Genomic DNA, 24,466 nt, shown 5'->3' on the forward strand with positions numbered 1-24,466 from the left:
CCAGCAAGGAGAATCATGCTTACGTATCACACCATCGCCGTCGGTACCGATGGCTCCGAAACTTCCCTGCGCGCCGTGCGCTCGGCTGCATCCATGGCGCGGGCATACGATGCCAAGCTCATCATCGTCTCCGCAGCCTATAACCATTCTGGCTCCATGCTCGGCGCCCCCAGCGGTGAGGGCTCCAGGCTACCGGTGGTCAGCGAGGAAATGGCCGATACCTACCTCACGAACGCGCAGCGGATTGCCGAGTCCGAAGGTGCGGAAAACATTGAAGTGGTCACCACCCCCGGTGACCCCGTCAACGCCTTAATCGAGGTCACGGAGAAATACGACGTTGAGCTACTAGTCGTGGGCAATCGCGGCGTTAATTCCGTGCGCGGGCGCGTTTTTGGCTCGGTGCCGACGGAACTTACCCATAAATCCAAGGTGGATGTCGTGGTGGTTAACACGAGTGAAAAACGTTAATCACTTTTCATTGTTAGACTTGCAGTAACGCCAAGTTGGCACACTAGAATAGTTAGGGTACACACCCACAAAGAAAGGTCATCATGAGCGACTACAGCACGATTGTTGTCGGTACTGACGGTTCCAAGTCCTCCCTCCTCGCCGTGGAGCGAGCAGCCAAGATTGCCGCTGCATTCGATGCCACGCTGATCATCGGTTGTGCTTACTACGAGAATCAAGAGCAGGCTTCGAAGACCTTGCGTCAGGATTCCGTCACTATTCTTGGTGATGAGAAAGCCGAAGCCAACCTGCAGGCAGGCAAGGAAGAAGCGGAAAAGCACGGGGTTTCCAAGGTAGAAACCGCCGTCCGCCCTGGCACGCCGGTGCAAGCCCTGATGTCCATTGTCAATGACAATGATGCAGACCTGCTCATCGTTGGTAACCGCGGCATTAATTCCCTAACCGGTCGTCTACTCGGCTCGGTGCCAGCGGATGTGGCGCGTCAGTCCGATTGTGACGTCATGATTGTTCACACCGTCAATTAATCTAGGCCTTCGCCGGACCGGCTTTCGCCTTACCCACCGCAGCGAGTCCACCTCTGGATTCGCGCGGTGGGTTTTGTGATCCCAGCGAGCTAAAGCACGCCGGACGTATCTCCCACTAGGGTTAGCGTTTGCGTGGCCCGGGTGATGCAGACGTACAGGTTCTGCAGCCCCTGCGGGGAGGCATCGACAATCTCGCGCGGGTTAAGTACGATAACGTGGTCGAACTCGAGGCCCTTGACTGCTTCGGCGTTCGTAGCATCAATGACCGCGGTCAGGCGGCCATCGTCCTCGGTGGTCACGCCGGGGGTGAAGTCGGCATCGGCAAGCCGGCGCACCGGCTCGCCATCGCGAATGGCAATGGCCGGGGTGGCATCCGGATCGATGGAGGCCAACAGACGATTGGCAAGCTCGGTAATGGGTTCTGGCGTGCGGTAATTGACGGTAAGGAGGTGGTGGCGGAAGCGCTGGGCGATGAACGGCTCTAGGGCCTCGCCCCAGTCATCCACGCCGGCCGGGGAACCGGTCTGCGAGGTATCGCCCACCAGCGTCATCCACCGCGACGGGCAGCGGCGGAAGAGCATCCGCCATTCCATCGGGGTTAGTTCCTGCGCTTCGTCCACGATGATGTGGCCAAAGGCCCACGTGTGATCCTCCCGGGCACGCTGCGCGGTGGTGCGCGTATCCCGTACCTCCTGGCGCTGCGCCAGGGTCTCCGCGTCGATCACGTCGTGCGCCGAAAGAATCTCCGCCTCAAACATGTCATCGTCGTTATCGGTGGATTCGGAGGAGGACAGGATATCCAGCGCATCTTCTGCATCCGCGATCTGCTCGCGCCACTTGGCGTCCTTGGCCGCCTTCTTCTCCTCAGGATTGGGCAGCCCGATGAGGACGGCCAACTCATCCAAAAGGGCAGCATCGGAATCGGTCCAGGTATAACCATCGGGCCGGTATAAGGCGGCCTGGGTTTCCTCATCGTAGCCGCGGGCAGCCGAGGCAATGCGTTCGCGGGAAGACAATAACGCGGCGAGTACCTCAGAGGGATCGAGCTCGGGCCAAAAATCATCGATGCATCCCACCACGGACTCATCAATGGCAAGATCGTCGTGGAATTGATCCACATCCGCGCGGCTTAGGAGGTTTTCCCCGCCCAGGGGATCCGTGCCCACCTTGGTGGCCATCTCCTGGGCCAGGTCCTCTACGAAGTGCTCGATGAACGCCTCGCGCGCCTGATTATGCGGCTTGCGTGAGCGGCGAGCGCGGGTGCGCGCCCTCTTCACCATGGACGGCGTGATGGTCAGGGTCAGGCCATCTACGGTGATGTCCCGGGGCTCACTTGGCACCTGCTGATAATCCTTGACGGCGGCGCTCAGGATTTCCGCCATGGCCGCGCTGCCCTTAATTTCGCGGCCCACAAGCCCCTCGGTATGGGTGGGAGTGATGCCGGGGAATAGCCCACCGATGGTTGAGAGCACGACGCCGGTCTCGCCGAGCTCGGGCAGCACGCGGGAAATATAGTCCAAAAAGTTGGTATTGGGTCCAACGATGAGTACACCGGTGGAAGATAGCTGCTCGCGGTGGGTGTAGAGCAGGTAGGCAACGCGGTGTAGCGCGACGGCAGTTTTACCGGTGCCGGGGCCGCCTTCTACGACCATGACGCCGCGGGTATTATCCCGGATGATTTCGTCCTGCTCGCGCTGGATGGTTTCCACGATGGACGTCATGTGCCCCGTGCGGGCGCGTTGCATGGCAAAGTACAGGGCGGACTCGCTCGCCACGCCCGTCTCTTCCTCGCGCACGCCTGGGCCGTTTAATGCCTCGTCATTGACATCAGTGACCGTGCGGCCGGACATGCGGATCTGGCGGCGAGTGTGTACGCCTTCAGGTTGTGCGGTAGTGGCGAGGTAAAAGGGGCGGGCCATGGGCGCGCGCCAATCCAGCAGCAGGGTGCGGTAGTTTTCTTCGCGCGCATCCAAACCCATGCGGCCGATATAGCGGCGATCGAGTCCTTCTTCCGTCGGGTTATCGCCGGGGGCATCGATATCGATGCGGCCAAAGACGAGCCCCATCTGTGCGACGTTGAGGCGGTCCAATTTGGCCTGGAGGCCGTGGTATTCCGTTTCGCGGCGCACTAAGGCATCGGCATCGGGAGTCGCCGGGTCGACCTCGGCTTGGACCTCATTCAGGCGCGCGTTTGCCGCGGCTACCTCGTCATCGAGGCGGTCAAAGAGGCCATCGACATAGTTCTGCTCGGCTTCGATGGCTGAAATTCCAGCGTTTTCCGCGCGGCTGGATGAAGATGCAGTGGCGGGAGAATGGGTGGCAGGAGAATTCTTCGGTGCAGAGTTCACAAGACTCCTCAGAATGAAACACGAAAATATGGGTGGGCGCGCATCCGCGTGCCGCGTAGGGGAGGTTCGAGTTTAGACCTTGCCGTGACAAAGAACAACGGCCCAGCGTAGGGCTGGGCCGTGTGCGAGGGTTAAGGCGAATTACTTAGCGCGCTTTTCAATCTTCTTGATAGCGGCGTCGATCTTCTTATTAGCCTTCTTTTGCAGCTTGTCTGCCTGCTTGGAAGCCTTCTTAGCAGCGCGCTTGGAGTCTGCCTTGTCGAGCTTCGATGCGGCGTCATCGGCGCGCTTTTGTGCCTTGTTCGCGGCCTTGACGGCACCTTTGCGGGCGGTCTTGGCGTTGGACTCAGCGGACTTCAGCCAGTCCTTCTTGTTGTCATCAACGTAGGACTTGGCGCTATCTACGGAGTCCTCGATGAAGGATTTTGCGTTGTCCAAGAAGTCGCGGCCGGAATCCTGCCAGTCATCCTTGTTGTCATCGACGTAGTCCTTGGCGTCATCGACATAGGACTTGGCGGTATCCAGGAGGCCGCGACCGGTGGACTGCCAGTCATCCTTGTTGTCATCCACATAGGCTTGAGCCTTCTGGGAGGTCTCATTGAACCAGTCGCCGGCCTTATTGGACAGCTCGCTGGCGCGAGCGGAAAGCTCCTCGCGCTTTTCCTGAGACTCAGACTTGGTGGGCAGCGCCTGCTGAATCTTCTTATTGGTGCGCTCACCGGCCTTCTGTGCGCGCCAGCGCAGGGACGGCTTGCCCTCGGTGTCCTGGGTGGTGATAAACAGCGCGCCGAGCAGGGCGGTGTTAGTAATGAAGCCGTTGCGACGGTCTTCCTTGTCCTTCTTATTATCTGCGGCCCAGAAGTTATTCTTGCCCACCAAGTTGGGCAGGGTAGCGGCAGCCAGCACGGCTGCGGAGGTGCGGGGTGCCTTGCCCAGAGCCAAGGTGGTACCTGCACCGATCTTTGCGCCGCCAAGGGCGCGGGTAGCTAGCTCCGGATCATTGGGAATGAGGTTCTTGTAACCGGAGGGGACGAACTTGCGCAGGGTCTTGAGGAAGCCTTCGGTTTCCTTGGTGTGCTCCGAGGCATTGCGCAGGTCGTCTACACCTTCCCATACAAATACCGATGCCAGCATGGGGCGGGCAAACTTGCGAATCATAGTCCTTTAAGCTCCTTAGCTCGTTGTTCTAGACCAATCGTGTGATTGACCATTATACGCTGAAATAGCCGCCTAGATCACCACCGGCGCTCCCACCAATCACCCAACTTGGGGCGTTCTTCCCCCAAGGTGGTGGGCTTGCCATGCCCCGGGCGAATGATGGCGTTATCTGGGAACTCCTCGAAGACGCGCTTGGTGACGTCCTTATATAGCCGCACAAAGTCGCCCTCAGAGGTCGTTCGACCCAATCCACCGGGGAAAACGGAGTCTCCCACAAACAGGTTGGTGACGCCGTCAACGGTGGCCACGAGCGCCACGCCGCCGGGGGTATGGCCGCGCAGGATGATGATGGGCAATTTCATGCCGGCAAACTCGATGGAATCGCCCTCGCGCAGCTCAACGTCTACGTCTTCTGGAATGGCCGGCGAATCAATGAAGGAGGCGTAGTGCTTTGCGTTGGTGGCCTGCAGGACCTCGCCGAGCGCCCGCACGTGATCCCAGTGGCGGTGCGTGGTGAGAACGGCGGTGATGTCAACGCCTGCCTCGCGGGCCATGTCGAGGATGGCGGGGGCATCATCGGCGGCATCGACAAGCAAGCCTTGGTCGCCGGCGGTGAGCAGGTAGCAGTTATTGTCCATCTCCGAAACGGAGATCTGGTGAAGATGTAGCTCGTTAGTCATACGTCCCAGCCTACGGGTACATTCAAGGGGAGATTAAAATCTATGATGTGGAGGCTGGAGCGCAGTGGCAGAACGATTGATTGTGCGAGGCGCACGGGAACACAATCTCAAGGGCGTGGATATCGATATTCCGCGCGATAAAATGGTGGTTTTTACTGGGCTTTCGGGCTCTGGTAAGTCCTCGCTGGCCTTCGATACCATCTTCGCGGAGGGCCAACGCCGCTACGTGGAATCGTTGAGCTCCTATGCCCGGATGTTTTTGGGCCAAATGGATAAACCCAACGTGGAATACATCGGCGGCCTTTCGCCGGCGGTGTCCATCGATCAGAAATCCACCAACCACAACCCGCGCTCGACCGTGGGCACGATTACGGAGATTTACGATTACCTCCGCTTGCTCTTCTCGCGCGCCGGCACCCCGCACTGCCCCAAGTGCGATGCCGTCATCGAGCGCCAGACGCCGCAGCAGATTGTTGATGCCGTACTGGAGCAGGAAGAAAAGCTGAAGTTCCAGGTGCTTGCCCCGGTGGCCCGCAAGCGCAAAGGTGAATTTGTTGACCTCTTCCAAGATCTTTCGGCGCAGGGTTACTCCCGCGTGCGCGTGGATGGTGAGACCCATCAATTAAGTGATCCGCCGAAGTTGAAGAAGCAGGTTAAGCACACCATCGAGGTGGTGGTGGACCGGCTGCAGGTTAAGGCATCGCAGAAGCAGCGCCTGACCGATTCCGTGGAAACGGCTTTGCGGCTTGCCGATGGCCTCGTCACCATCGAGTTCGTTGATAAAGAAGAACTCACGCATACCTATTCCGAGAAGGCGGCCTGCCCCAATGGCCATACCCTTACCATCGAGGAATACGAACCGCGCGCGTTTTCCTTTAACGCGCCCTTTGGTTCCTGCCCGGTCTGCGATGGCTTGGGCACGAAGCTCGAAGTGGATGTAGACCTGCTCATCCCGGATCCGGATGCCCCGGCCGTTGATGCCGTGCAGCCGTGGCATTCCAGCCCGAACTCCCGGTACTTCGTCAAACTCGTGGAAGGTTTGGGCAAGGCCCTGGGCTTTGACCCGCAGACCCCCGTCAGCGAGCTGACCAAGGAGCAGCGCGATGCGTTGATTTACGGCACCGAAACCGAGGTGCGGGTGCGCTATAAGAACCGCTATGGCCGCCAGCGCAATTGGACCGCGCCCTTTGAGGGTGCCGTCGGATTCCTGCACCGCAAATTGGATACGACGGATTCGCAGTCCCAAAAGGATCGGCTGCTGCAATACACCCGCCGGGTGCCGTGTAGCACCTGTAAGGGAACGCGCCTGAAGTCGGAAATCCTCGCCGTGCGCCTGGCGTCGACCACGCATGGCGAACAGTCCATCGCGGGGCTTAGCGCCCTGTCCATCGAGGATGCCTCGGAGTTTTTGGATTCGCTGGTCTTAGGACACCGCGAGGAAATCATTGCCGGGGCGGTGTTGAAGGAGACCCAAGCCCGCCTGCGCTTCTTATTGGATGTGGGCCTTAACTACCTCACCCTGGACCGCGGCGCCTCGACCCTGTCTGGCGGCGAGGCCCAGCGCATCCGCCTGGCCACGCAGATTGGATCTGGGCTCGCCGGGGTGCTGTACGTCTTGGATGAGCCGTCCATCGGTTTGCACCAGCGCGATAATCACCGCCTGATTTCGACTTTGCAGCGCCTGCGCGATATCGGCAATACGCTCATCGTGGTCGAACACGATGAGGACACCATTCGCTCGTCCGATTGGCTCGTGGATGTGGGCCCGCGCGCCGGCGAATACGGCGGCGAAGTGGTCTACCAAGGCGAGCCCGCCGGCGTGGAGCAGGTAAAGGAGTCCTTAACGGGGCAGTACCTATCCGGTTCCAAGGTCCTGGCCGTTCCGGATCACCGCCGCGAGATCGATAAGGACCGCACCCTGAAGGTGGTTGGTGCCCGGGAAAATAACCTCAAGGGAATCAACGTTGAGATTCCGCTCGGCGTGCTGGTGTGCATTACCGGTGTATCCGGCTCCGGCAAGTCCACCGTGGTCAATGAAATCCTGGCCAAGACCTTGGCCAATAACTTGAACCGCGCCCGGCAGGTTCCTGGGCGCGCCAAGCGCGTGGAGGGCATTGAGCACCTGGATAAATTGGTGCAGGTGGATCAGAGCCCGATTGGCCGCACCCCGCGGTCCAACCCGGCTACCTATACCGGCGTCTTTGATAAGATTCGCAACCTTTTTGCGGAGACCCAAGAAGCAAAGGTGCGCGGCTACAAGGCCGGCCGTTTTTCCTTCAACGTCAAAGGCGGGCGCTGCGAGGCCTGCCAGGGCGATGGCACCATCAAGATTGAGATGAATTTCTTGCCGGATGTTTATGTCCCGTGTGAGGTCTGCGAGGGCGCGCGCTATAACCGCGAGACCCTGGAGGTCCACTACAAGGGCAAAAACATCGCGGAAGTGCTGGACATGCCGATTTCTGAGGCCGCGGACTTCTTTGAGCCCATCACCTCCATCCACCGTTACTTGGCCACGCTTGTCGATGTTGGCCTAGGCTACGTCCGCCTCGGCCAAGCCGCCACCACGTTGTCCGGCGGCGAGGCCCAGCGCGTGAAGCTTGCCTCGGAGCTGCAAAAGCGCACCAATGGCCGCACCATCTATATCTTGGATGAGCCGACGACTGGTCTGCACTTTGAAGATATTCGCCGGTTGATGCTGGTTATCCAAGGCTTGGTAGATAAGGGCAATTCCGTGCTCATCATTGAGCACAACCTCGATGTCATCAAGGCAGCGGACTGGATTGTGGATATGGGGCCCGAAGGCGGTGCCGGCGGCGGCACCGTGGTCGCGCAGGGTACTCCGGAAAAGGTTGCACAAGTGGAAGGTTCCTATACCGGCGGCTACCTCAAGGAAATGCTGCCTTAAAAATAAGGGCGATAGTTTCTGTGAAAAATTGTCCTCTTTTTAAATCATGGACTAGTCTGTGAGGAATGAACCTGCGGCAGAGATTAGGAGCGATACTGGCCACGGTATCGCTTGCTGCCGTGTCGGCGTGCTCGTCGCCTGAGCAGGCGCCGGATACGGCGGGGGAAGGGGCATCGGCAAGCGCTAGCGATAATGCCGATGCCGCAATCGCCAAAGATCTAGACCGCGCAGTTGACGCAGTGTCCAAGGACTACGATGCCAAGGTTGGCGTGGCCATCTCCGCCGGCGAAGAAAAAATCTCCGCGGGAGACAAAGGTGAGAGCCCAGCATGGTCCACCATCAAAGTGCCCATCGCCATTACGGCGCTGCAAGACGGCGCCGATCCATCCTTGGTGGATTTGGCCATAAAGGAATCCGACAATGACGCCGCCTACGCATTGTGGTCGCAGGTGCAGTGGGAGGAAGGCGAGGCCTCAGAGGCGGTGGAAAAGCTCTTGCGCGAGTACGGCTCGAAAGCCTCCATCGAGGAAGGTTCTTTCGGGTATGCCACCTGGCCATTGCAGGAGCAGGCAAATTTCGGTGCGCAATTGCCCTGCATTAAGGAAGCCGAATACGTCCATGAAGTATTAAATGACATCGTGGAATGGCAAAACGTTGGCCTCTCCAAACACACAAGCACCCGGGCAAAAAGCGGCTGGGGACTCGATGAAAATAGCGATGACTACACCTTCCGGCAATTCGGCGTGCATGAAAAGGACGGCAAAAGGGTAGGGGTAGCCCTAAGCGTCATCGTCGAGGGCGAGGACTACGAGAATGGCTCCGCCGCGATCGATGACCTTGCCGATGACGTCCTCAAGGCTATCGACAAAGCCATCGCGGATGAAAAATTAGAGCCCGATTCCTCCTGTAAGGATAGCTAGTTCGCCGCGGTTTGCCTTAAGTAGTGGCGGCTGCTACTGTCATATCCACTACCGCCCAAGGTACCTTTTGCAGGAACCTGGGTCACAAGCGGAGATTCTCCCACCCGATGCCGCGAACTTCAGGTTCGTTGGATAACGGTAAAGGTAACCAGGCATTCGTGTCTGGCTCTGTGAGATCTCCCGGCTGTCTATGGCAGACCGGGTTAAATTCGTTTGTGGGCCACGGTAGGTGAACTCATTACCCATAACCCCCTAATCGAGGAGAACCACAATCAGCGCTGAAGCTCGCATTAATGAGCGTATCCGAGTACCCGAGGTCCGTCTTGTTGGCCCCGGTGGTGAACAGGTGGGTATCGTCCGTACCGATGATGCCCGCAAGCTTGCCTATGAAGCTGACCTGGATTTGGTCGAGGTAGCTCCTAAGGCTAAGCCCCCAGTTGCCAAAATCATGGACTACGGCAAGTTCAAGTATGAGCAAGCCCAGAAGGCTCGCGAATCTCGTAAGAACCAGCAGCAGACCGTGGTGAAGGAACAGAAGTTCCGTCCGAAGATCGACGATCACGATTATGAGACCAAGAAGAGTAACGTAGTTCGCTTCCTGGAAAAGGGATCCAAGGTCAAGGTGACCATCATGTTCCGCGGCCGTGAGCAATCGCGACCGGAGCTGGGTTTCCGGCTTTTGGAGCGGTTGGCCGATGACGTCGCCGAGGTTGGCGTAGTTGAGTCCCGCCCCAAGCAGGATGGTCGCAATATGACCATGGTTTTGGGTCCGGTTCGTAAGGGCAAAAAGTAAACCGTATTCCACGTAGGATTTAAGGACTTAATACTCATGAAGCAGAAGACCCACAAGGGCACCGCAAAGCGCATCAAGGTGACCGGTTCCGGCAAGCTGCGCCGCGAGCAGGCAAACCGTCGCCACTTGCTGGAGGGCAAGCCTTCCAAGCGTACCCGTCGCCTCAAGGGCACCGAGTCCGTCTCCCAGGCAGACACCAAGCGCGTCAAGCGCCTGCTCGGTCGCGCTTAATAGCGCCCAATCAACCCACATCCACCATCTCAACCAGAATTTAAGGAAGTATTACTGTGGCACGAGTAAAGCGCTCAGTTAACGCAAAGAAGAAGCGTCGCGCGATCCTGAAGTCCGCCAAGGGCTACCGTGGTCAGCGTTCCCGCCTGTACCGTAAGGCTAAGGAGCAGTGGCTGCACTCTATGACTTACGCTTACCGCGATCGTCGCGCGCGTAAGTCCGAGTTCCGCAAGCTGTGGATCCAGCGCATCAACGCTGCTGCCCGCATGAACGACATCACTTACAACCGCCTCATCCACGGCCTGCGCTTGGCTGAGATCGAGGTAGACCGCAAGATCCTCGCCGAGCTTGCCGTCAACGACTTCGAGGCTTTCTCCGCACTGTGCGAGACCGCTAAGGCCGCCCTGCCTGAGGACGTCAACGCACCGAAGGCTGCGTAAGCCTCTCCAGCTACATAGCTGATTGCCCACTCCACACCGCTCGACACGGTGAGGGGTGGGTTCTGTGCTATCTCACTGCCTCAAGCCTGCTAATAACCTGTCCGATGTGTGTGCTAAATTAATGGGGCTATAAACCCAGCATTTGCAAGGAGAACTCCGCGCCATGACGAGCCCATATAACCGCGAGCAACCAGAAGGCAACCCTTATTCGAGTCAATTTCCTGGCCAGGATCGGCCGTATTACTCCCAGGAATTCCACTCTGGTGGCTATCCGCAGCAGGGCTACCCGCAGCAGGGCTATCCTCAGCAACAATATGCGGCGGCAGGTAACCAAAAGTCCTGGGTAGCTGCGTTGCTTCTGTGCTTCTTCTTGGGCAGTGTCGGCGCGCATAACTTCTACACTGGCCGCACAACTTATGGGGTCGTGCAGTTGTCGCTGAATATTCTTGGCTGGTTTACCTTCTGGTTCCTATTGGGCTTCCTTTTCTGGACCGTTTTAGGAATCTGGGTGTTCATTGAGTTCTTCATGATTCTCCTTGGCGTGGGCGATTACGACAAGGACGCACGCGGAGTCCCGTTAAAGAAGTAATTTTTTGCCATGGCCCTGCCGGATTTCTGGCAGGGCTTTGTCATGCCTATGGCGTGAAACGAGCGGTTCAGCGCCCAAGGTAGGGTAGGGCCTATGAATTTAGACTTTGACTCCGCCTTTACTGAACGCACTCCGCGCATCGTCAACGCGGCGAAATTGCACCGGGCTGCTAATCGTAAGAAGGCCAAGCAGTTCATTATCGAGGGCGAAAATGCGGTGGATGCTGCGGTGTCTACGGGTGCGGCGACGGACGTATTCGTGACGGAGAAGGCTGCCGAGCGCTTTGCGGACATCGTTACGGCCTGTGGGTATATGAATGTCTACGTCCACCCCATTACGGACAAGGCCGCCAAGCACCTGGCCGATACCGCGACGACGACGGGAATTTTCGCTCTGTGCAGTTCCTCCGTCTTGTGGTCTGCGGGAAAGATCCTCAACGGGAAGCCGAAGTTGATTTCGGTACCGGTTCTTACCTCTGAGCCCGGAAACGCGGGGACGTTGATTCGGACTTCGGATGCGATGGGCGCCGATGGCGTGATCTTCGCGGGCGAGACCGTGGATCCTCTAGGTAGCAAGGTTGCTCGCGCTTCGGCCGGCTCCTTATTCCACGTCCCCGTCGCGCGCGATCCAAATATCAAGGACGTATTGGGGCAGCTGCGCAAGTCTGGCATGCAAATCGTCGCCACAGCCGCGGATGGGGAAGTAGAGCTTGCCGATGCCGACCTCTCCCAACCCACCGCCTGGCTCTTCGGCAATGAGGCCCACGGGCTGGGCGAGCTGCTTGAAGAGGCCGATATGCGGGTACGCATCCCGCTGCGGGGGCGCGCGGAGTCACTCAACCTTGCCACCGCGGCCAGCATCTGCTTGTACGAATCCGCGAAGGCGCAGGACCAGAACTAGGCCGCAATCGCGTTGCTCCGCGGTAGCGAATGAAAAGGGGGTCCCTGGGGCTGTCCGTGTCCTAGTGACAGAGTAAGATTGCACGCGTTAGTTTTCGCGCGAGAAGAAGGTACGAAGTACGTGTCCGATACACCGCAGATCGAATTGACCGAACAGGCCCTGGGGGCCGCGGCCGATAAGGCTATCGCAGCCTTCGAAGCAGCAGAGACCCTGGAGGATCTCGCCGCTGCCCGCCGCGAGCACTTAGGCGATAACGGGTATATCCCGCAAGCCCGTCAATCCCTCGGCCAAATACCTAAGGAGCAACGCAAAGCCGCCGGCAAGGCCGTCAACATGGCCCGCGGCAAGATGGAAAAGCGTTTTGCGCAGGTCAAGGAGGAATTGGAGCAGCAGGCCCGCGAGGCCCAGCTCAAGGCCGAAACCGTCGACGTCACCATTCCTACGACCCGGGCGCAAACGGGTGCGCTGCACCCCATTACCTCCTTATCCGAGCGCATTGCCGATATTTTCGTTGGCATGGGGTGGGAAATCGCCGATGGCCCAGAGATTGAGGCCGAGTACTTTAATTTCGATGCCCTGAACTTCAAGCCGGATCACCCAGCGCGCACCCTGCAGGATACGTTCCACGTGGGCAAGGAAGGCTCCAAGCAGGTGCTGCGCACGCACACCTCGCCTGTGCAGGTGCGCACGATGCTCGAGCGCGATGTGCCCCTGTACATCGCCTGCCCAGGGCGCGTTTTTCGCACGGACGAGCTGGACGCCACCCACACCCCAGTCTTCCACCAGGTGGAGGGCCTAGCCGTGGATAAGGGCCTGACCATGGCTCATTTGCGCGGAACGCTCGAGCACCTAGCCAAGGTGCTCTTCGGACCCGAAACCACGACGCGCATGCGCGTGAATTACTTCCCGTTCACGGAGCCTTCCGCGGAGGTGGACGTCTGGTTCCCCAATAAAAAGGGCGGCGCCGGCTGGATCGAATGGGGCGGTTGCGGAATGGTCAACCCCAACGTGCTGCGCGCGGTAGGCGTTGACCCGGAAGAATACACGGGCTTCGCGTTCGGCATGGGCCTTGAGCGCACCCTGCAATTCCGCAATGGACTGACCGATATGCGCGACATGGTTGAAGGCGATGTCCGCTTCACCCTGCCCTTTGGCGTACAGGCTTAAAACCCAGAAAGGATAGATACATCATGCTTATTTCCCAAGACTGGGTTACCCGTATCCTTGGCGCCTCCAATCCGAATTGGAGCGTGTCCGCTGCCGATATGGACTCCGGTTTCGTCCGCGTGGGGTTTGAAACCGAAGGATATGAGCCGATCCCTGAGACCACTGGCCCGTTGGTTATCGGCCAGGTCGTAGAAATCGAAGAGCTCACGCAGTTCAAAAAGCCCATTCGGTACTGCCAGGTCAACGTTGGCCAGGCAAATGGCACCGGTGAATTGCAGGGCATTATCTGCGGTGCGCGTAACTTCCGCTTGCACGATTACGTTGTAGTCTCCCTGCCCGGCGCAGAGCTGCCCGGTGGGTTCAAAATCGCGGCGCGCGAAACCTATGATCACATCTCCAATGGCATGATGTGCTCCGCTGCTGAGCTGGGCCTTGGCGCGCAGGCAAACGGCATCATCGTGCTGGGTGAGGAAGTCGCGGATATGGTAGGCGAAGATGCCCGTCCAGTCATCGGCCTGTCCGATACCGACTTTGACGTCAACATCACCCCGGACCGCGGATACGCGCTATCTGCGCGTGGCTTAAGCCGCGAAATCGCCTCTTCCTTTGACTTGGAGTTTAAGGACGTCGCCGATGCTCCAGCGGTGGCCGGGATCGATACCTCTGCGGTTCCAGAGGCAGAAGGCTCGCTTATCAACATCGATCTGCGCGAGGAGACCAAGGCGCAGCGATTTGGCGTGCGCAAGGTAAGCGGCATCGATCCGCAGGCGCGCACCCCATTTTGGATGGAGCGCGAACTCATGCTGTGCGGCCAGCGCAGCGTCAATGTGGCAACGGACGTGACCAACTACGTCATGTTGCTTTTGGGCACCCCGATGCATGCCTTTGATGCCAATGAAGTCGCGGGCGATCTCACGGTGCGCAATGCACAAGAGGGCGAGAAGTTTGAGACCCTTGATCACGTCACGCGCGAGCTCTCTGGTGAGGACGTGGTCATCTGCGATGACAACGGCATCCAATCTTTGGCCGGTGTTATGGGCGGCACGCACTCAGAGATTTCTGATCAGACCACGGATGTCTACTTCGAATCCGCTATCTGGGATCCCATTACCGTCGCCCGTACCTCTCGCCGCCACAAGCTTTCCTCTGAGGCATCCCGCCGATTTGAGCGCGGCGTCGATCCAGCCATCGTTGAGGTGGCCCTCGACATTGCGTGTGCATTGTTGCACTCCATCGCGGGCGGAACGGTGGAAAAGGGACGTACCCTCGTCGGAGAGGTAGCCGAGCCCCAAGCCATTCGCTTGTGTGCGGAAAAGCCGAGTGAATACGCCGGCGTCGAATACTCCCGCGAGACCGTTATCTCTCGCCTTAAAGAGGTGGGCTGCACGGTCGAGGAAGGTTCGGATTCGGTTCTGCAGGTCACGCCCGCGACGTGGCGGACCGATATTTCCATGGATGTTGACCTCATCGAGGAGGTCCTGCGCCTGGAAGGCCTGGAAGATATCCCCACCGTTCTGCCCACCCCGGCAGGCGGTCGCGGTTTGACCCCAGCGCAAAAGCGCCGCCGCGCCATCGGCCACGGTTTGGCTTATGCCGGCTATGCAGAGGTTTTGCCCACGCCGTTTATCGCAAACGACACCTTTGATGTGTGGGGCCTTGCGGCTGACGATGCCCGCCGCAACACCGTCGCCGTGCAGAATCCCTTGGAATCTGACAAAGCCATCTTGGCCACGACCTTGCTTCCCGCAACGCTTGAGGCTTTGGGCCGCAACGTAGCTCGCGGCCGCAAAGATCTGGCGCTCTATGGCTTGCAACAGGTGGCCTTCAAGCGCGCAGAATCTTCACCCATGCCGTCTGTTGCGCAGCGCCCTGGCGATGAAGTGGTAGAAGAACTCCTGCGCACGCTTCCTGAACAGCCCTTGCACGTGGCAACCGTTGCAACCGGCAAGATGGAGCACGAGGGCCCGTGGGGCGAAGGCCGCGATTACACTTACGCGGACGCGATTGAATCCGCGCGTTTGGTGGCCCGCGCCGCTGGCCTGGATATCGAGGTTGAAGCCGCGGACCACCTGCCATGGCACCCAGGCCGGTGCGCCGCCATCAAGGTGGCAGGAACAGATGACATCGTGGGCTATGCCGGTGAATTGCATCCGCAGGTGCTCGAAGCCCTCAACCTGCCACCGCGCACGTGCGCGATGGAGCTTGATATCACCGCGCTGCCGCTGACCGAGCGCTTCCCAGCGCCGGTATTGTCGGCATTCCCAGCCTTGCACCAGGACATCGCGCTGGTGGTGGATGAAGATATTCCAGCGGAAAAGGTGCGCGCAACGGTGGAAGAGGGCGCAGGAGACCTCATCGAGTCGGTCGACCTGTTTGATATCTTCCGCGGTGAGCAATTGGGTGAGGGCAAGAAGTCCTTGGCCTTCCAGCTGCAATTCCGCGCTGCGGACCGTACCTTGACCGATGAAGAGGTCAACGAGCACCGCACGACGGCAGCCGAATTGGCCAAGCAGCGCTTCGGTGCAGAAATGCGAGCATAGGACGGGCCAGAAGCCTAGCCTTTTGCATTAAATGGCGAAGAACCAGACTTTGGTGGCACATAAGCCACTCGGGTCTTGGGTCTTCGCCGTTCTGCTTTTTCATGCAGATTTTTAATTATTTTCATGCCCTATGAGCTGCGAAAAGTAATCCAGTTCACTGAATAACATACAGTGGAGCGTATTTCTTGCTATAGTTCCTCCTATGACGATTTCAGTAGCAGTGGCAGGGGCCACAGGGTACGCCGGCGGAGAGATACTGCGCCTGCTGCTATCCCACCCTGCCTATCACTCCGGTGACCTGCGCATTGGTGCCTTGACGGGAAATTCCCAAGTGGGCCAGCGCGTCGCAGAAATTATGCCGCACCTCCCGCAGCTGGCGGATCGCGTCATTGCTGACACCACGCCCGAGGAACTTGCGGGACATGACGTCGTCTTCTTGGGCTTGCCGCACGGACACTCGGCGCGGCTGGCGGAGCAATTGGGCGGTGAGGTCACCATCATCGATTGCGCCGCTGACTTTCGGCTCCGCAAGGAGAGTGATTGGGCTGCCTATTACGGCGGGAATTATGCGGGGCAGTGGCCGTACGGCATCCCGGAGATCCCTGATAATAGGTCGAACCTCAAAGGTACAAACCGGGTAGCCGTGCCTGGTTGTTTCCCCACGGCCATTACCTTGGGGGCGTTGCCCGCCATTGCCCGCGAGCTCGTTGACCCCGCCCTGTCCGTGATCGCTATTACCGGCGTCTCCGGAGCGGGAAAGAAGGCATCCGTCGCGCAATTGGGCGCGGAGACCATGGGAAACGTTAAGGCATATAAACCAGGCGGCACTCACCGGCATACCCCGGAAATCGTGCAGAACCTGCAACCATTTTCTCGCGACGAGGTATCCGTGAGTTTCACCCCGGTGCTTGTACCCATGCCCCGTGGGATTCTGGCGACGATTACGGCGGAGCTGAAAGGGGGAATCGGCAAGCAGCAGGTGCGCACCGCCTTCGAAGAATTTTATGCAGATGAGCCTTTCTGCCTCGTGCTGCCAGAAGGCCAGCAACCGGAAACCCAGAACGTGGTGGGTACGAACATGGTGCATATCCAAGTCCACGTCGATGACAATTCCCACCGCCTCATCATCACCGCGGCGCTCGACAATTTATGCAAGGGTACCGCCGGTGCCGCCGTGCAATGCATGAACCTTGCATTGGGATGGACAGAAACTTTGGGATTGCCCCAAGCCGCAGTCGCCCCGTAGGGCTGCGCATTAAGAAGAGGAGAATATGATGACTACACCAGGAATCACCGGACCCGCCGGATTTAGCGCCGGCGCCGTAAAGGCCGGAATCAAGCCCTCCGGCAAGTCGGACTTGGCATTGATTATCAATGAAGGCCCGCGCTCGGACGCGGCGGCAGTGTTCACGCGCAACCGCGTGGTGGCGTCCCCCGTTAAGGTCTCCCGCGAGGCGGTAGCGGATGGCCAGTTGCGCGCCGTAGTCATCAACTCCGGCAATGCCAATGCGTGCAATGGCGCGCAAGGCGATGTCGATGCACGCACAATGGTCGATGCCGTATCCCATGGCACGGAAATCGCCGTGAAGGATATTGCCATCTGTTCTACCGGGCTCATCGGCGAGCCGCTGCCTATGGACAATGCACTTGCAGGCATCGCGGACGTCGTCAATCACGTGGGAACGACCCCACAGCACGGCAATGACGCCGCCACTGCGATTATGACCACGGACACCGTCCCTAAGGAATCCGCTTTTGCTGGCGATGGATGGTCCGTGGGCGCTATGGGCAAGGGCGTTGGCATGATGGCGCCGTCGCTTGCCACGATGCTGGTCTGCATTACTACCGATGCCGTCGTTGACGCGGCAGTCTTGCAAAGCTCGCTGGAAAAAGCCTGCGCACAGACCTTTAATACCTTGGACGTGGATGGTTCGACCTCCACCAATGACACCGTGATCATTATGTCTTCAGGGGCCTCCGGCGTGCAGCCCAGCGAAGAGGAGTTGGACCAGGCAATCCTAGAGGTCTGCGCGGATATTGCGGATCAGCTCCAAGCCGATGCTGAGGGAGTGACAAAGCGCGTAAAGATCACCGTCGAAGGCACGGAATCTGATGAGCAAGCGCTCAATGCCGCTCGCACCCTGGGCCGGGACAATTTATTCAAGTGCGCCATGTTTGGCTCCGATCCCAACTGGGGCAGGGTACTGGCCGCCGTCGGCATGGCGGATGCAGACATGGACCCAGACAATATTTCCGTCTATTTCAATGACCAGCCGGTATGCGAATACTCGACGGGCGCGCCCGGGGCCCGCGATGTGGACTTGAGCGGGGCGGATATTGATGTCCGCGTGGATCTCGGCACCGGCGGTGAGGGTACAGCGTTCGTCCGCACCACGGACTTGTCCTACTCCTACGTTGAGATTAACTCGGCGTATAGCTCCTAGGAGGAGAAATGTTTCCCGGACTGAATAATCAAGAACGCGCTACGGTGCTGGCTGAAGCTTTGCCATGGCTGCAGCACTTCCGCGATAAAATCGTCGTCGTCAAGTATGGCGGAAACGCCATGGTGGATGAGGAGCTCAAGGAAGCCTTTGCTGCGGATATGGTGTTTCTGCGCACCATTGGAGCAAAGCCCGTTGTCGTCCACGGCGGCGGACCGCAGATCAATTCCATGCTGGATAAGCTCGGCATAGAAGGCGAGTTTAAGGGCGGTTTCCGCGTCACCTCGCCCGAAATCATGGACGTGGTGCGCATGGTGCTATTTGGCCAAGTCGGCCGCGGTCTGGTGAACCTCATTAACTCGCACGGGCCCTACGCCGTGGGCACAAGTGGCGAAGACGCTGGGCTTTTCCGCGCTACCAAGCGGTTTGTGGAGGTAGAAGGAGAGGCAACCGATATCGGGATGGTGGGCGATATCGTGGAGGTCAATCCGGCAGCCGTCAATGACATCATCGAAGCCGGCCGCATCCCGGTGGTCTCAACCATCGCACCTGGAGCCGATGGCGAGGTGTATAACATCAACGCCGATAGCGCCGCGGGTGCGCTAGCGAGCGCGTTGGGAGCAGAGCGCCTGGTCATCTTGACCAACGTGGAAGGCCTTTATACCGACTGGCCAAATAAGGATTCGCTAGTCTCCAAAATCGAAAGCGATGAGCTTACCGGGCTGCTTCCCGGCCTGAGCTCCGGCATGATTCCCAAAATGGAATCCTGCCTCAATGCCGTGCAGGGCGGGGTATCCGCCGCGCACGTCATCGACGGCCGAATAGGCCATTCTGTGCTCCTTGAGCTTTTAACTCCGGGTGGCATTGGAACGATGGTCCTGCCCGATGATTACGAAAAGCACGATTATCCCGAAGGCACAGTGTTCAGGAAGGACGATATCGCATGAGCACGCAAGAAACATTAACCGGTCGGTGGTCAGAAACGCTGGCTAATACCTATGGCCAGCCGCCACTCGGCCTGGTGTCCGGGGAGGGCGCCACCCTTACTGATGAAAACGGGAAGAACTACATTGACCTGCTGGCCGGTATCGCCGTGAATTCCTTGGGCTATGGCAATGCGGAGGTAGCAGATGCTGTTGCCAAGCAAAGCCGCACCCTTGTGCATACCTCCAATCTTTTTGCCACCCAACCCGTGCTAGACGCCGGGGCAAAGCTGATTGAACGGGTGGGCGATAGTGAGGCGCGCGTATTTTTCTGCAACTCCGGATCGGAGGCAAACGAGGCGGCATTCAAGCTCGCGCGGCTGACCGGTAGGCGGCGCATCCTTGCTGCGCACCATGGTTTTCACGGCCGCACGATGGGCTCTTTGGCCATGACTGGGCAGCCTGATAAGCAAAAGGCATTCCGCCCACTGCCTAGTGGCGTGGAATTTTACCCTTACGGCGATATCGACTACCTGCGCCAGTTGGTGGAGCAAGACGCCGCGGATACCGCCGCCATCATCTTCGAGCCCATTCAGGGCGAGACCGGAGTCATTCCTGCCCCTGCCGGTTTTATGCAGGACGTTTCTGAGTTATGCGATGAGCACGGGATCTTGCTCATCGTCGATGAGGTCCAGGCTGGGGCCGGGCGGACGGGGCAGTTCTTTGCCCACGAGTTTGAGGGAATTTCCCCCGATGTCATCACCATGGCCAAGGGGTTGGGTGCCGGACTGCCCATCGGCGCCACCATCACCCGTGGGCGCGCCAAGGACTTATTCCAGCCAGGTTCCCACGGGACCACCTTTGGCGGAAACCCCGTGGCGTGTGCGGCGGCCAATGTTGTACTCGATGCCCTGGATCAGGAGTTCTTGAATGAGGTCTCCGCCAAAGGCGAGTACTTGGCGCAGCAAGTCAAGGAGATTCCCGGGGTCAGCGAGGTGCGCGGGCGCGGTCTCATGCTCGGAGTTGTATTAAATGCACCGGTTGCTCGCGAGGCCGTCAAGCGCGGATTCGAGCAGGGGATTATTCTCAACGCCCCGAGCGAGAACGTCCTGCGCCTTACCCCGCCGCTGATCATATCGCAGCAAGAAATTGATGCTGCCCTGGAAAAATTACGCACCATTGTGGAGGAATTAGTATGAACTTGCGCCATTTTCTAGCCGATGATGACCTGAGCCCAGAGGAACAAAAGGAAGTCCTCGATTTGGCGGTCCAGCTCAAGGCCGACCCGTTCGCGCGGCGCCCATTGGAGGGGCCAAAGACGGTAGCCGTCCTTTTTGATAAGACATCCACGCGCACCCGCTTTTCCTTTGAAACCGGAATCGCGCACATGGGCGGCAGCGCCATTACCGTTGATTCTTCTGGCACTCATATGAGTAAGGGCGAGTCCTATCAGGATACGGGCGCGGTCTTGTCCCGCTACGTAGAGGCCATTGTCTGGCGCACTTATGCCCACGACAACCTGGAACAGATGGCGGAGACTTCGACGGCGCCGCTGGTCAATGCGCTTTCTGATGACCTGCATCCCTGCCAAATCCTGGCCGATCTCCTGACCTGCCGGGAAAACCTAGGTGACCTTACAGGCCGCAAGGCGGTTTATCTTGGGGACGGCAATAATAATATGGCCAATTCTTATATGATTGGCTTTGCTACCGCAGGCATGGATATTTCCATCGTTTCACCGGAAGGGTTCCAACCGCGTCCCGAATTTGTCGAGCGCGCACGGCAGCGCGGCAATGTGACGGTGACCGATGATGTGGAAGAAGTGTCAGGCGCTGATGTGGTAATAACGGATACCTGGGTATCTATGGGACAGGAAAACGATGGGCAGGACAGGCGGACCCCGTTCCTGCCGTATCAGGTCTCTAAAGACGTGATGGCTAAGGCTAAAATGGACGCGGTATTCCTTCACTGCCTGCCGGCCTATCGTGGAAACGAGGTGACCGCAGAGGTTATCGATGGACCGCAGTCCCGGGTATTTGATGAAGCGGAAAACCGCCTGCATGCCCAAAAGGCATTGCTGGTGTGGTTGCTCGATATCAATAAGGAGAATAGCTAGCCATGAGTACCCCGAGCACTCGTACTGCCCGGCAGGCAAAGATTTTGGAAATCCTGGACCGCAATCGCGTCACGAGCCAGGTGCAATTATCGGAGCTCTTGCTATCAGAAGGCATCGATATTACGCAGGCTACGCTCTCGCGGGATCTTGATGAGCTGGGGGCGAAGAAGGTCAAGCGAGATGGCGGGCGCTCGTACTATATGGTCGCCGGCGAGTTGGAGCAATTCGAAGACCAGGTGGGCGGTCCGCGCGAGAAGCTGCGGCGCATGTTGGATGAATTGGTGGTCTCCCACGATTCCTCGATGAATATTGCGATGCTGCGCACACCAGCGGGCGCGGCGCAATACCTCGCCAGCTTTATCGACCGAGTGGGTCTGCATGACGTGGTGGGGTGCATCGCTGGTGATGACACCATCTTTGTGCTGGCGCGCGAGGGAGTTACCGGCGCAGAATTGGCGGAGACGCTGACCTCGCAGAGGATTTAATAAATTGTGGCATTCTCACACCCGCTCGTATATTATTTAACTAACCGAATTGTTTTCAATTAATTAAGGAGTCTTAGCATGTCTGCACGCGTAGTCTTGGCCTATTCCGGTGGCCTCGATACCTCGGTAGCCATTCCATACCTGGCAAAGATGACCGGCGGCGATGTCGTTGCCGTTTCCCTCGACTTGGGTCAGGGCGGCGAGGATATGGAGTCCGTACGCCAGCGTGCGCTCGATTGCGGTGCGGTGGAATCCATCGTTATCGACGCCAAAGATGAGTTTGCGGAGCAATACTGCGTGCCCACCATTAAGGCGAATGGCATGTACATGAAGCAGTACCCGCTGGTATCTGCCATTTCCCGTCCGCTTATTACCAAGCATCTCGTAAAGGCCGCGCAGGAGCACGGCGGAACGCACGTTTCTCACGGTTGCACCGGTAAGGGCAATGACCAGGTGCGTTTTGAGGTGTCCTTCCGCGCCCAGGATCCATCGCTAGAGATCGTCGCCCCAGCGCGTGATTATGCATGGACCCGCGATAAGGCCATCGATTTTGCCGAAGAGATTAACCTGCCCATTGAGCAATCGGCGGCCTCGCCATTTTCCATCGACCAGAACCTGTGGGGCCGTGCGGTAGAAACCGGCTTCCTGGAGGATCTGTGGAACCCGCCGACAAAGGATCTCTACGCATATACGGAAGACCCAGGCCTGGGCAACGCCCCAGATGAGATCATTATTTCCTTTGAGAAGGGTGTTCCGGTTGCTGTCGATGGCAAGAAGTTGACCCCGCTGCAGGTCATCGAAGAAGTCAACCGCCGCGCTGGCGCCCAGGGCATCGGCCGCCTGGACATGGTAGAGGACCGGTTGGTGGGCATTAAGTCCCGCGAGGTCTACGAGGCACCGGGCGCCATGGTGCTCATCCAGGCGCACGAAGCGCTGGAGGATGTCACGGTAGAACGCGAGCTGGCACGCTACAAGCGCCTGACGGATGCGCGGTGGTCCGAGGAGGTCTACGACGGCCTGTGGCACTCGCCGCTCAAGCGATCCCTGGATGCTTTCATCGAGGAATCCCAGGAGAACGTCACCGGCGATATCCGCCTGAGCTTGCACGCAGGTACCGCGACCGTGACCGGCCGCCGCTCCGGCCAGTCGCTGTACTCCTTCGATCTGGCTACCTACGACACCGGCGATACCTTCGACCAGACCGCGGCAAAGGGCTTTGTCCAGTTGCACGGCTTGTCCACCCAGATTTCCAACCAGCGTGACCGCGAGGGTGGTTTCCCCACCAGCGCAGAGAAATAGGCACCGATGGAACCACACAAGACTAACGAAGGCGCACTCTGGGGCGGCCGCTTCTCCGGCGGCCCTTCCGAGGCGATGTTCGCCCTTTCGGTTTCCACCCATTTTGACTGGGTACTTGCCCCTTACGACGTGCTCGCCTCGAAGGCGCACGCCAAGGTGCTGCACAAGGCAGGGCTGCTTTCCGATGCCGACCTCGACACCATGCTGACCGGGCTCACCGAGCTCGGGGAGAAGGTTGCTTCGGGCGAATTTGTCCCAGCACCCACCGATGAAGATGTGCACGGCGCCATGGAGCGTGGCCTCATCGACATCGTCGGGCCCGAAGTAGGCGGCCGCCTGCGCGCGGGACGTTCCCGCAACGATCAGGTCGCCACGCTCTTTCGCATGTGGGTGCGCGATGCCATCCGCGATACGACCCTGCATGTCTCCGAGCTTGTCGATGACCTAGCGGATCAAGCCGCAGCGCACCCCAAGGCCATCATGCCGGGTAAAACTCACTCCCAGGCCGCGCAGCCCATCCTGCTTGCGCACGAGTTGCTGGGCCACGCCCAACCACTGCTGCGCGATATTCAGCGCCTGCAGGACTTGGATAAGCGGCTAGCCGTATCCCCGTATGGCTCGGGTGCACTCGCAGGTTCCTCCCTGCAGCTTGATCCAGAGGCCATCGCGGCGGAACTCGGCTTCGATTCAGCCGCTGAAAACTCCTTGGATGGCACCGCTTCACGCGATTTCGCTTCGGAGACGGCCTTTGTCTTGGCACAGATTGCCGTTGACATGTCCAGGCTGGCAGAAGAGATCATCTACTGGTGCACCCCGGAATACGGCTACGTCACCTTGGACGACGCATGGTCCACGGGCTCATCCATCATGCCGCAAAAGAAGAACCCGGATATCCCGGAACTTACCCGCGGCAAGACTGGGCGCCTGATTGGCAACCTCACTGGCTTGCTATCCACGCTGAAGGCACAGCCGCTGGCCTATAACCGCGACCTACAAGAGGACAAAGAACCGATCGTGGATTCGGTAGCACAGCTCAACTTGCTGCTGCCGTCGATGACCGGGCTCGTGTCCACCTTGTCCTTCAATGAGGACAGGATGCGCGAGTTGGCGCCACGCGGATTCACCCTGGCCACCGACCTAGCCGAGTGGATGGTGCGCCAAGGCGTGCCCTTCCGCGAAGCACACGAAGCTTCCGGCGCGTGCGTACGCATCGCCGAAGAGCGGGGAGTGGACCTGGTGGACCTCACTGATGAGGAACTCAAGGGCGTCGACAAGCGACTGACCCCAGAGGTGCGCAAGGTTCTGACCATCGACGGTGCCGTTGCTTCCCGCACAACAAAAGGCGGAACCGCCGGCGTCCGCGTTGCTGAGCAGCGCGAAACCGTCCGCGAAAATGCCGCCGCGGCGCGCGAGTGGGCGCAGAAGCCGTTGCGCTAACTGGCGAAATCCCCCTTCTTACCGCATGGTCTATGGCCATGCGGTTCTTTTATATTTCCAACGGGGGTAGGAGATCGACTCATTCCCAAGGTACTAACCGTG

The 24,466-nt window shown here is 58.9% G+C and carries 22 protein-coding genes; 19 read left to right on the forward strand and 3 right to left on the reverse strand.

Annotation, left to right across the window (positions count from 1 at the left end; genetic code table 11):
• The first annotated feature begins 15 nt into the window (after positions 1 to 15).
• Positions 16 to 468, forward strand: a complete 453-nt coding sequence (locus tag HMPREF1287_RS02120; RefSeq protein WP_005280318.1) for a universal stress protein — start codon at positions 16 to 18, stop codon at positions 466 to 468.
• An 83-nt stretch (positions 469 to 551) separates the two neighbouring features.
• Positions 552 to 992: a universal stress protein gene (locus tag HMPREF1287_RS02125; protein WP_005282685.1), complete on the forward strand. Its 441-nt coding sequence runs from the start codon at positions 552 to 554 to the stop codon at positions 990 to 992.
• Between the two features lie 89 nt (positions 993 to 1,081).
• Here HMPREF1287_RS02125 and HMPREF1287_RS02130 read toward each other — a convergent pair whose 3' ends face one another.
• The 3 genes from HMPREF1287_RS02130 to HMPREF1287_RS02140 all read right to left on the reverse strand — a co-directional run bounded on the left by HMPREF1287_RS02130 (position 1,082) and on the right by HMPREF1287_RS02140 (position 5,178).
• The gene (locus tag HMPREF1287_RS02130; protein ID WP_023017881.1) at positions 1,082 to 3,340 is read right to left on the reverse strand and encodes a UvrD-helicase domain-containing protein; all 2,259 of its coding nucleotides are present in this window, start codon (positions 3,338 to 3,340) and stop codon (positions 1,082 to 1,084) included.
• Positions 3,341 to 3,481: 141 nt separating this feature from the next.
• Entirely contained in the window at positions 3,482 to 4,498 is a 1,017-nt protein-coding gene (locus tag HMPREF1287_RS02135) for a DoxX family protein (protein ID WP_023017882.1), read from the reverse strand.
• 77 nt (positions 4,499 to 4,575) lie between these two features.
• Entirely contained in the window at positions 4,576 to 5,178 is a 603-nt protein-coding gene (locus HMPREF1287_RS02140) for an MBL fold metallo-hydrolase (RefSeq protein WP_023017883.1), read from the reverse strand.
• Between the two features lie 64 nt (positions 5,179 to 5,242).
• Between HMPREF1287_RS02140 and uvrA the strand changes: the two genes are divergently transcribed.
• The 17 genes from uvrA (at position 5,243) to argH (ending at position 24,364) form a co-directional block, all read left to right on the forward strand.
• Positions 5,243 to 8,083: an excinuclease ABC subunit UvrA gene (gene uvrA, locus HMPREF1287_RS02145; RefSeq protein ID WP_023017884.1), complete on the forward strand. Its 2,841-nt coding sequence runs from the start codon at positions 5,243 to 5,245 to the stop codon at positions 8,081 to 8,083.
• Positions 8,084 to 8,148: 65 nt separating this feature from the next.
• Entirely contained in the window at positions 8,149 to 9,003 is an 855-nt protein-coding gene (locus tag HMPREF1287_RS02150; protein ID WP_023017885.1) for a hypothetical protein, read from the forward strand.
• 271 nt (positions 9,004 to 9,274) lie between these two features.
• Positions 9,275 to 9,796 (forward strand): translation initiation factor IF-3, encoded by a 522-nt coding sequence (infC, locus tag HMPREF1287_RS02155; protein ID WP_081443661.1) that lies wholly within the window; start codon positions 9,275 to 9,277, stop codon positions 9,794 to 9,796.
• Positions 9,797 to 9,832: 36 nt separating this feature from the next.
• Positions 9,833 to 10,027, forward strand: coding sequence for a 50S ribosomal protein L35 (rpmI, locus tag HMPREF1287_RS02160; protein ID WP_005280326.1), 195 nt, complete (start codon positions 9,833 to 9,835; stop codon positions 10,025 to 10,027).
• 56 nt (positions 10,028 to 10,083) lie between these two features.
• A complete protein-coding gene (gene rplT / locus HMPREF1287_RS02165) occupies positions 10,084 to 10,467 on the forward strand; it encodes a 50S ribosomal protein L20 (RefSeq protein WP_023017886.1) in 384 nt (127 codons plus the stop codon).
• A 163-nt stretch (positions 10,468 to 10,630) separates the two neighbouring features.
• The gene (locus HMPREF1287_RS02170; protein ID WP_005280328.1) at positions 10,631 to 11,056 is read left to right on the forward strand and encodes a TM2 domain-containing protein; all 426 of its coding nucleotides are present in this window, start codon (positions 10,631 to 10,633) and stop codon (positions 11,054 to 11,056) included.
• 93 nt (positions 11,057 to 11,149) lie between these two features.
• Positions 11,150 to 11,956, forward strand: a complete 807-nt coding sequence (locus HMPREF1287_RS02175) for an RNA methyltransferase (protein WP_023017887.1) — start codon at positions 11,150 to 11,152, stop codon at positions 11,954 to 11,956.
• Positions 11,957 to 12,076: 120 nt separating this feature from the next.
• A complete protein-coding gene (pheS, locus tag HMPREF1287_RS02180; protein WP_023017888.1) occupies positions 12,077 to 13,123 on the forward strand; it encodes a phenylalanine--tRNA ligase subunit alpha in 1,047 nt (348 codons plus the stop codon).
• A gap of 23 nt (positions 13,124 to 13,146) precedes the next feature.
• Positions 13,147 to 15,663, forward strand: coding sequence for a phenylalanine--tRNA ligase subunit beta (gene pheT, locus HMPREF1287_RS02185; protein ID WP_023017889.1), 2,517 nt, complete (start codon positions 13,147 to 13,149; stop codon positions 15,661 to 15,663).
• A gap of 202 nt (positions 15,664 to 15,865) precedes the next feature.
• Positions 15,866 to 16,909 (forward strand): N-acetyl-gamma-glutamyl-phosphate reductase, encoded by a 1,044-nt coding sequence (gene argC / locus HMPREF1287_RS02190; protein ID WP_023017890.1) that lies wholly within the window; start codon positions 15,866 to 15,868, stop codon positions 16,907 to 16,909.
• A 28-nt stretch (positions 16,910 to 16,937) separates the two neighbouring features.
• Positions 16,938 to 18,107 carry a bifunctional glutamate N-acetyltransferase/amino-acid acetyltransferase ArgJ gene (gene argJ, locus HMPREF1287_RS02195; RefSeq protein ID WP_023017891.1) on the forward strand — a complete coding sequence of 390 codons (1,170 nt, stop codon included), beginning with the start codon at positions 16,938 to 16,940 and terminating at the stop codon, positions 18,105 to 18,107.
• An 8-nt stretch (positions 18,108 to 18,115) separates the two neighbouring features.
• The gene (gene argB / locus HMPREF1287_RS02200) at positions 18,116 to 19,051 is read left to right on the forward strand and encodes an acetylglutamate kinase (protein ID WP_005282711.1); all 936 of its coding nucleotides are present in this window, start codon (positions 18,116 to 18,118) and stop codon (positions 19,049 to 19,051) included.
• Positions 19,048 to 20,226 carry an acetylornithine transaminase gene (locus tag HMPREF1287_RS02205; RefSeq protein ID WP_023017892.1) on the forward strand — a complete coding sequence of 393 codons (1,179 nt, stop codon included), beginning with the start codon at positions 19,048 to 19,050 and terminating at the stop codon, positions 20,224 to 20,226. The genes argB and HMPREF1287_RS02205 overlap by 4 nt, the downstream gene beginning before the upstream one ends.
• The gene (argF, locus tag HMPREF1287_RS02210) at positions 20,223 to 21,143 is read left to right on the forward strand and encodes an ornithine carbamoyltransferase (RefSeq protein WP_023017893.1); all 921 of its coding nucleotides are present in this window, start codon (positions 20,223 to 20,225) and stop codon (positions 21,141 to 21,143) included. Before HMPREF1287_RS02205 ends, argF begins: the two co-directional genes overlap by 4 nt.
• Positions 21,144 to 21,145: 2 nt before the next feature.
• On the forward strand, positions 21,146 to 21,628 hold the full coding sequence (locus tag HMPREF1287_RS02215) for an arginine repressor (RefSeq protein WP_023017894.1): 483 nt from the start codon (positions 21,146 to 21,148) through the stop codon (positions 21,626 to 21,628).
• A gap of 78 nt (positions 21,629 to 21,706) precedes the next feature.
• The gene (locus HMPREF1287_RS02220) at positions 21,707 to 22,927 is read left to right on the forward strand and encodes an argininosuccinate synthase (RefSeq protein ID WP_023017895.1); all 1,221 of its coding nucleotides are present in this window, start codon (positions 21,707 to 21,709) and stop codon (positions 22,925 to 22,927) included.
• A 6-nt stretch (positions 22,928 to 22,933) separates the two neighbouring features.
• Positions 22,934 to 24,364, forward strand: a complete 1,431-nt coding sequence (argH, locus tag HMPREF1287_RS02225; protein ID WP_023017896.1) for an argininosuccinate lyase — start codon at positions 22,934 to 22,936, stop codon at positions 24,362 to 24,364.
• Positions 24,365 to 24,466 lie beyond the last annotated feature (102 nt).

It is taken from the genome of Corynebacterium sp. KPL1986, from assembly GCF_000477975.1.
GTDB classification, from domain to species: Bacteria; Actinomycetota; Actinomycetes; order Mycobacteriales; family Mycobacteriaceae; genus Corynebacterium; species Corynebacterium accolens.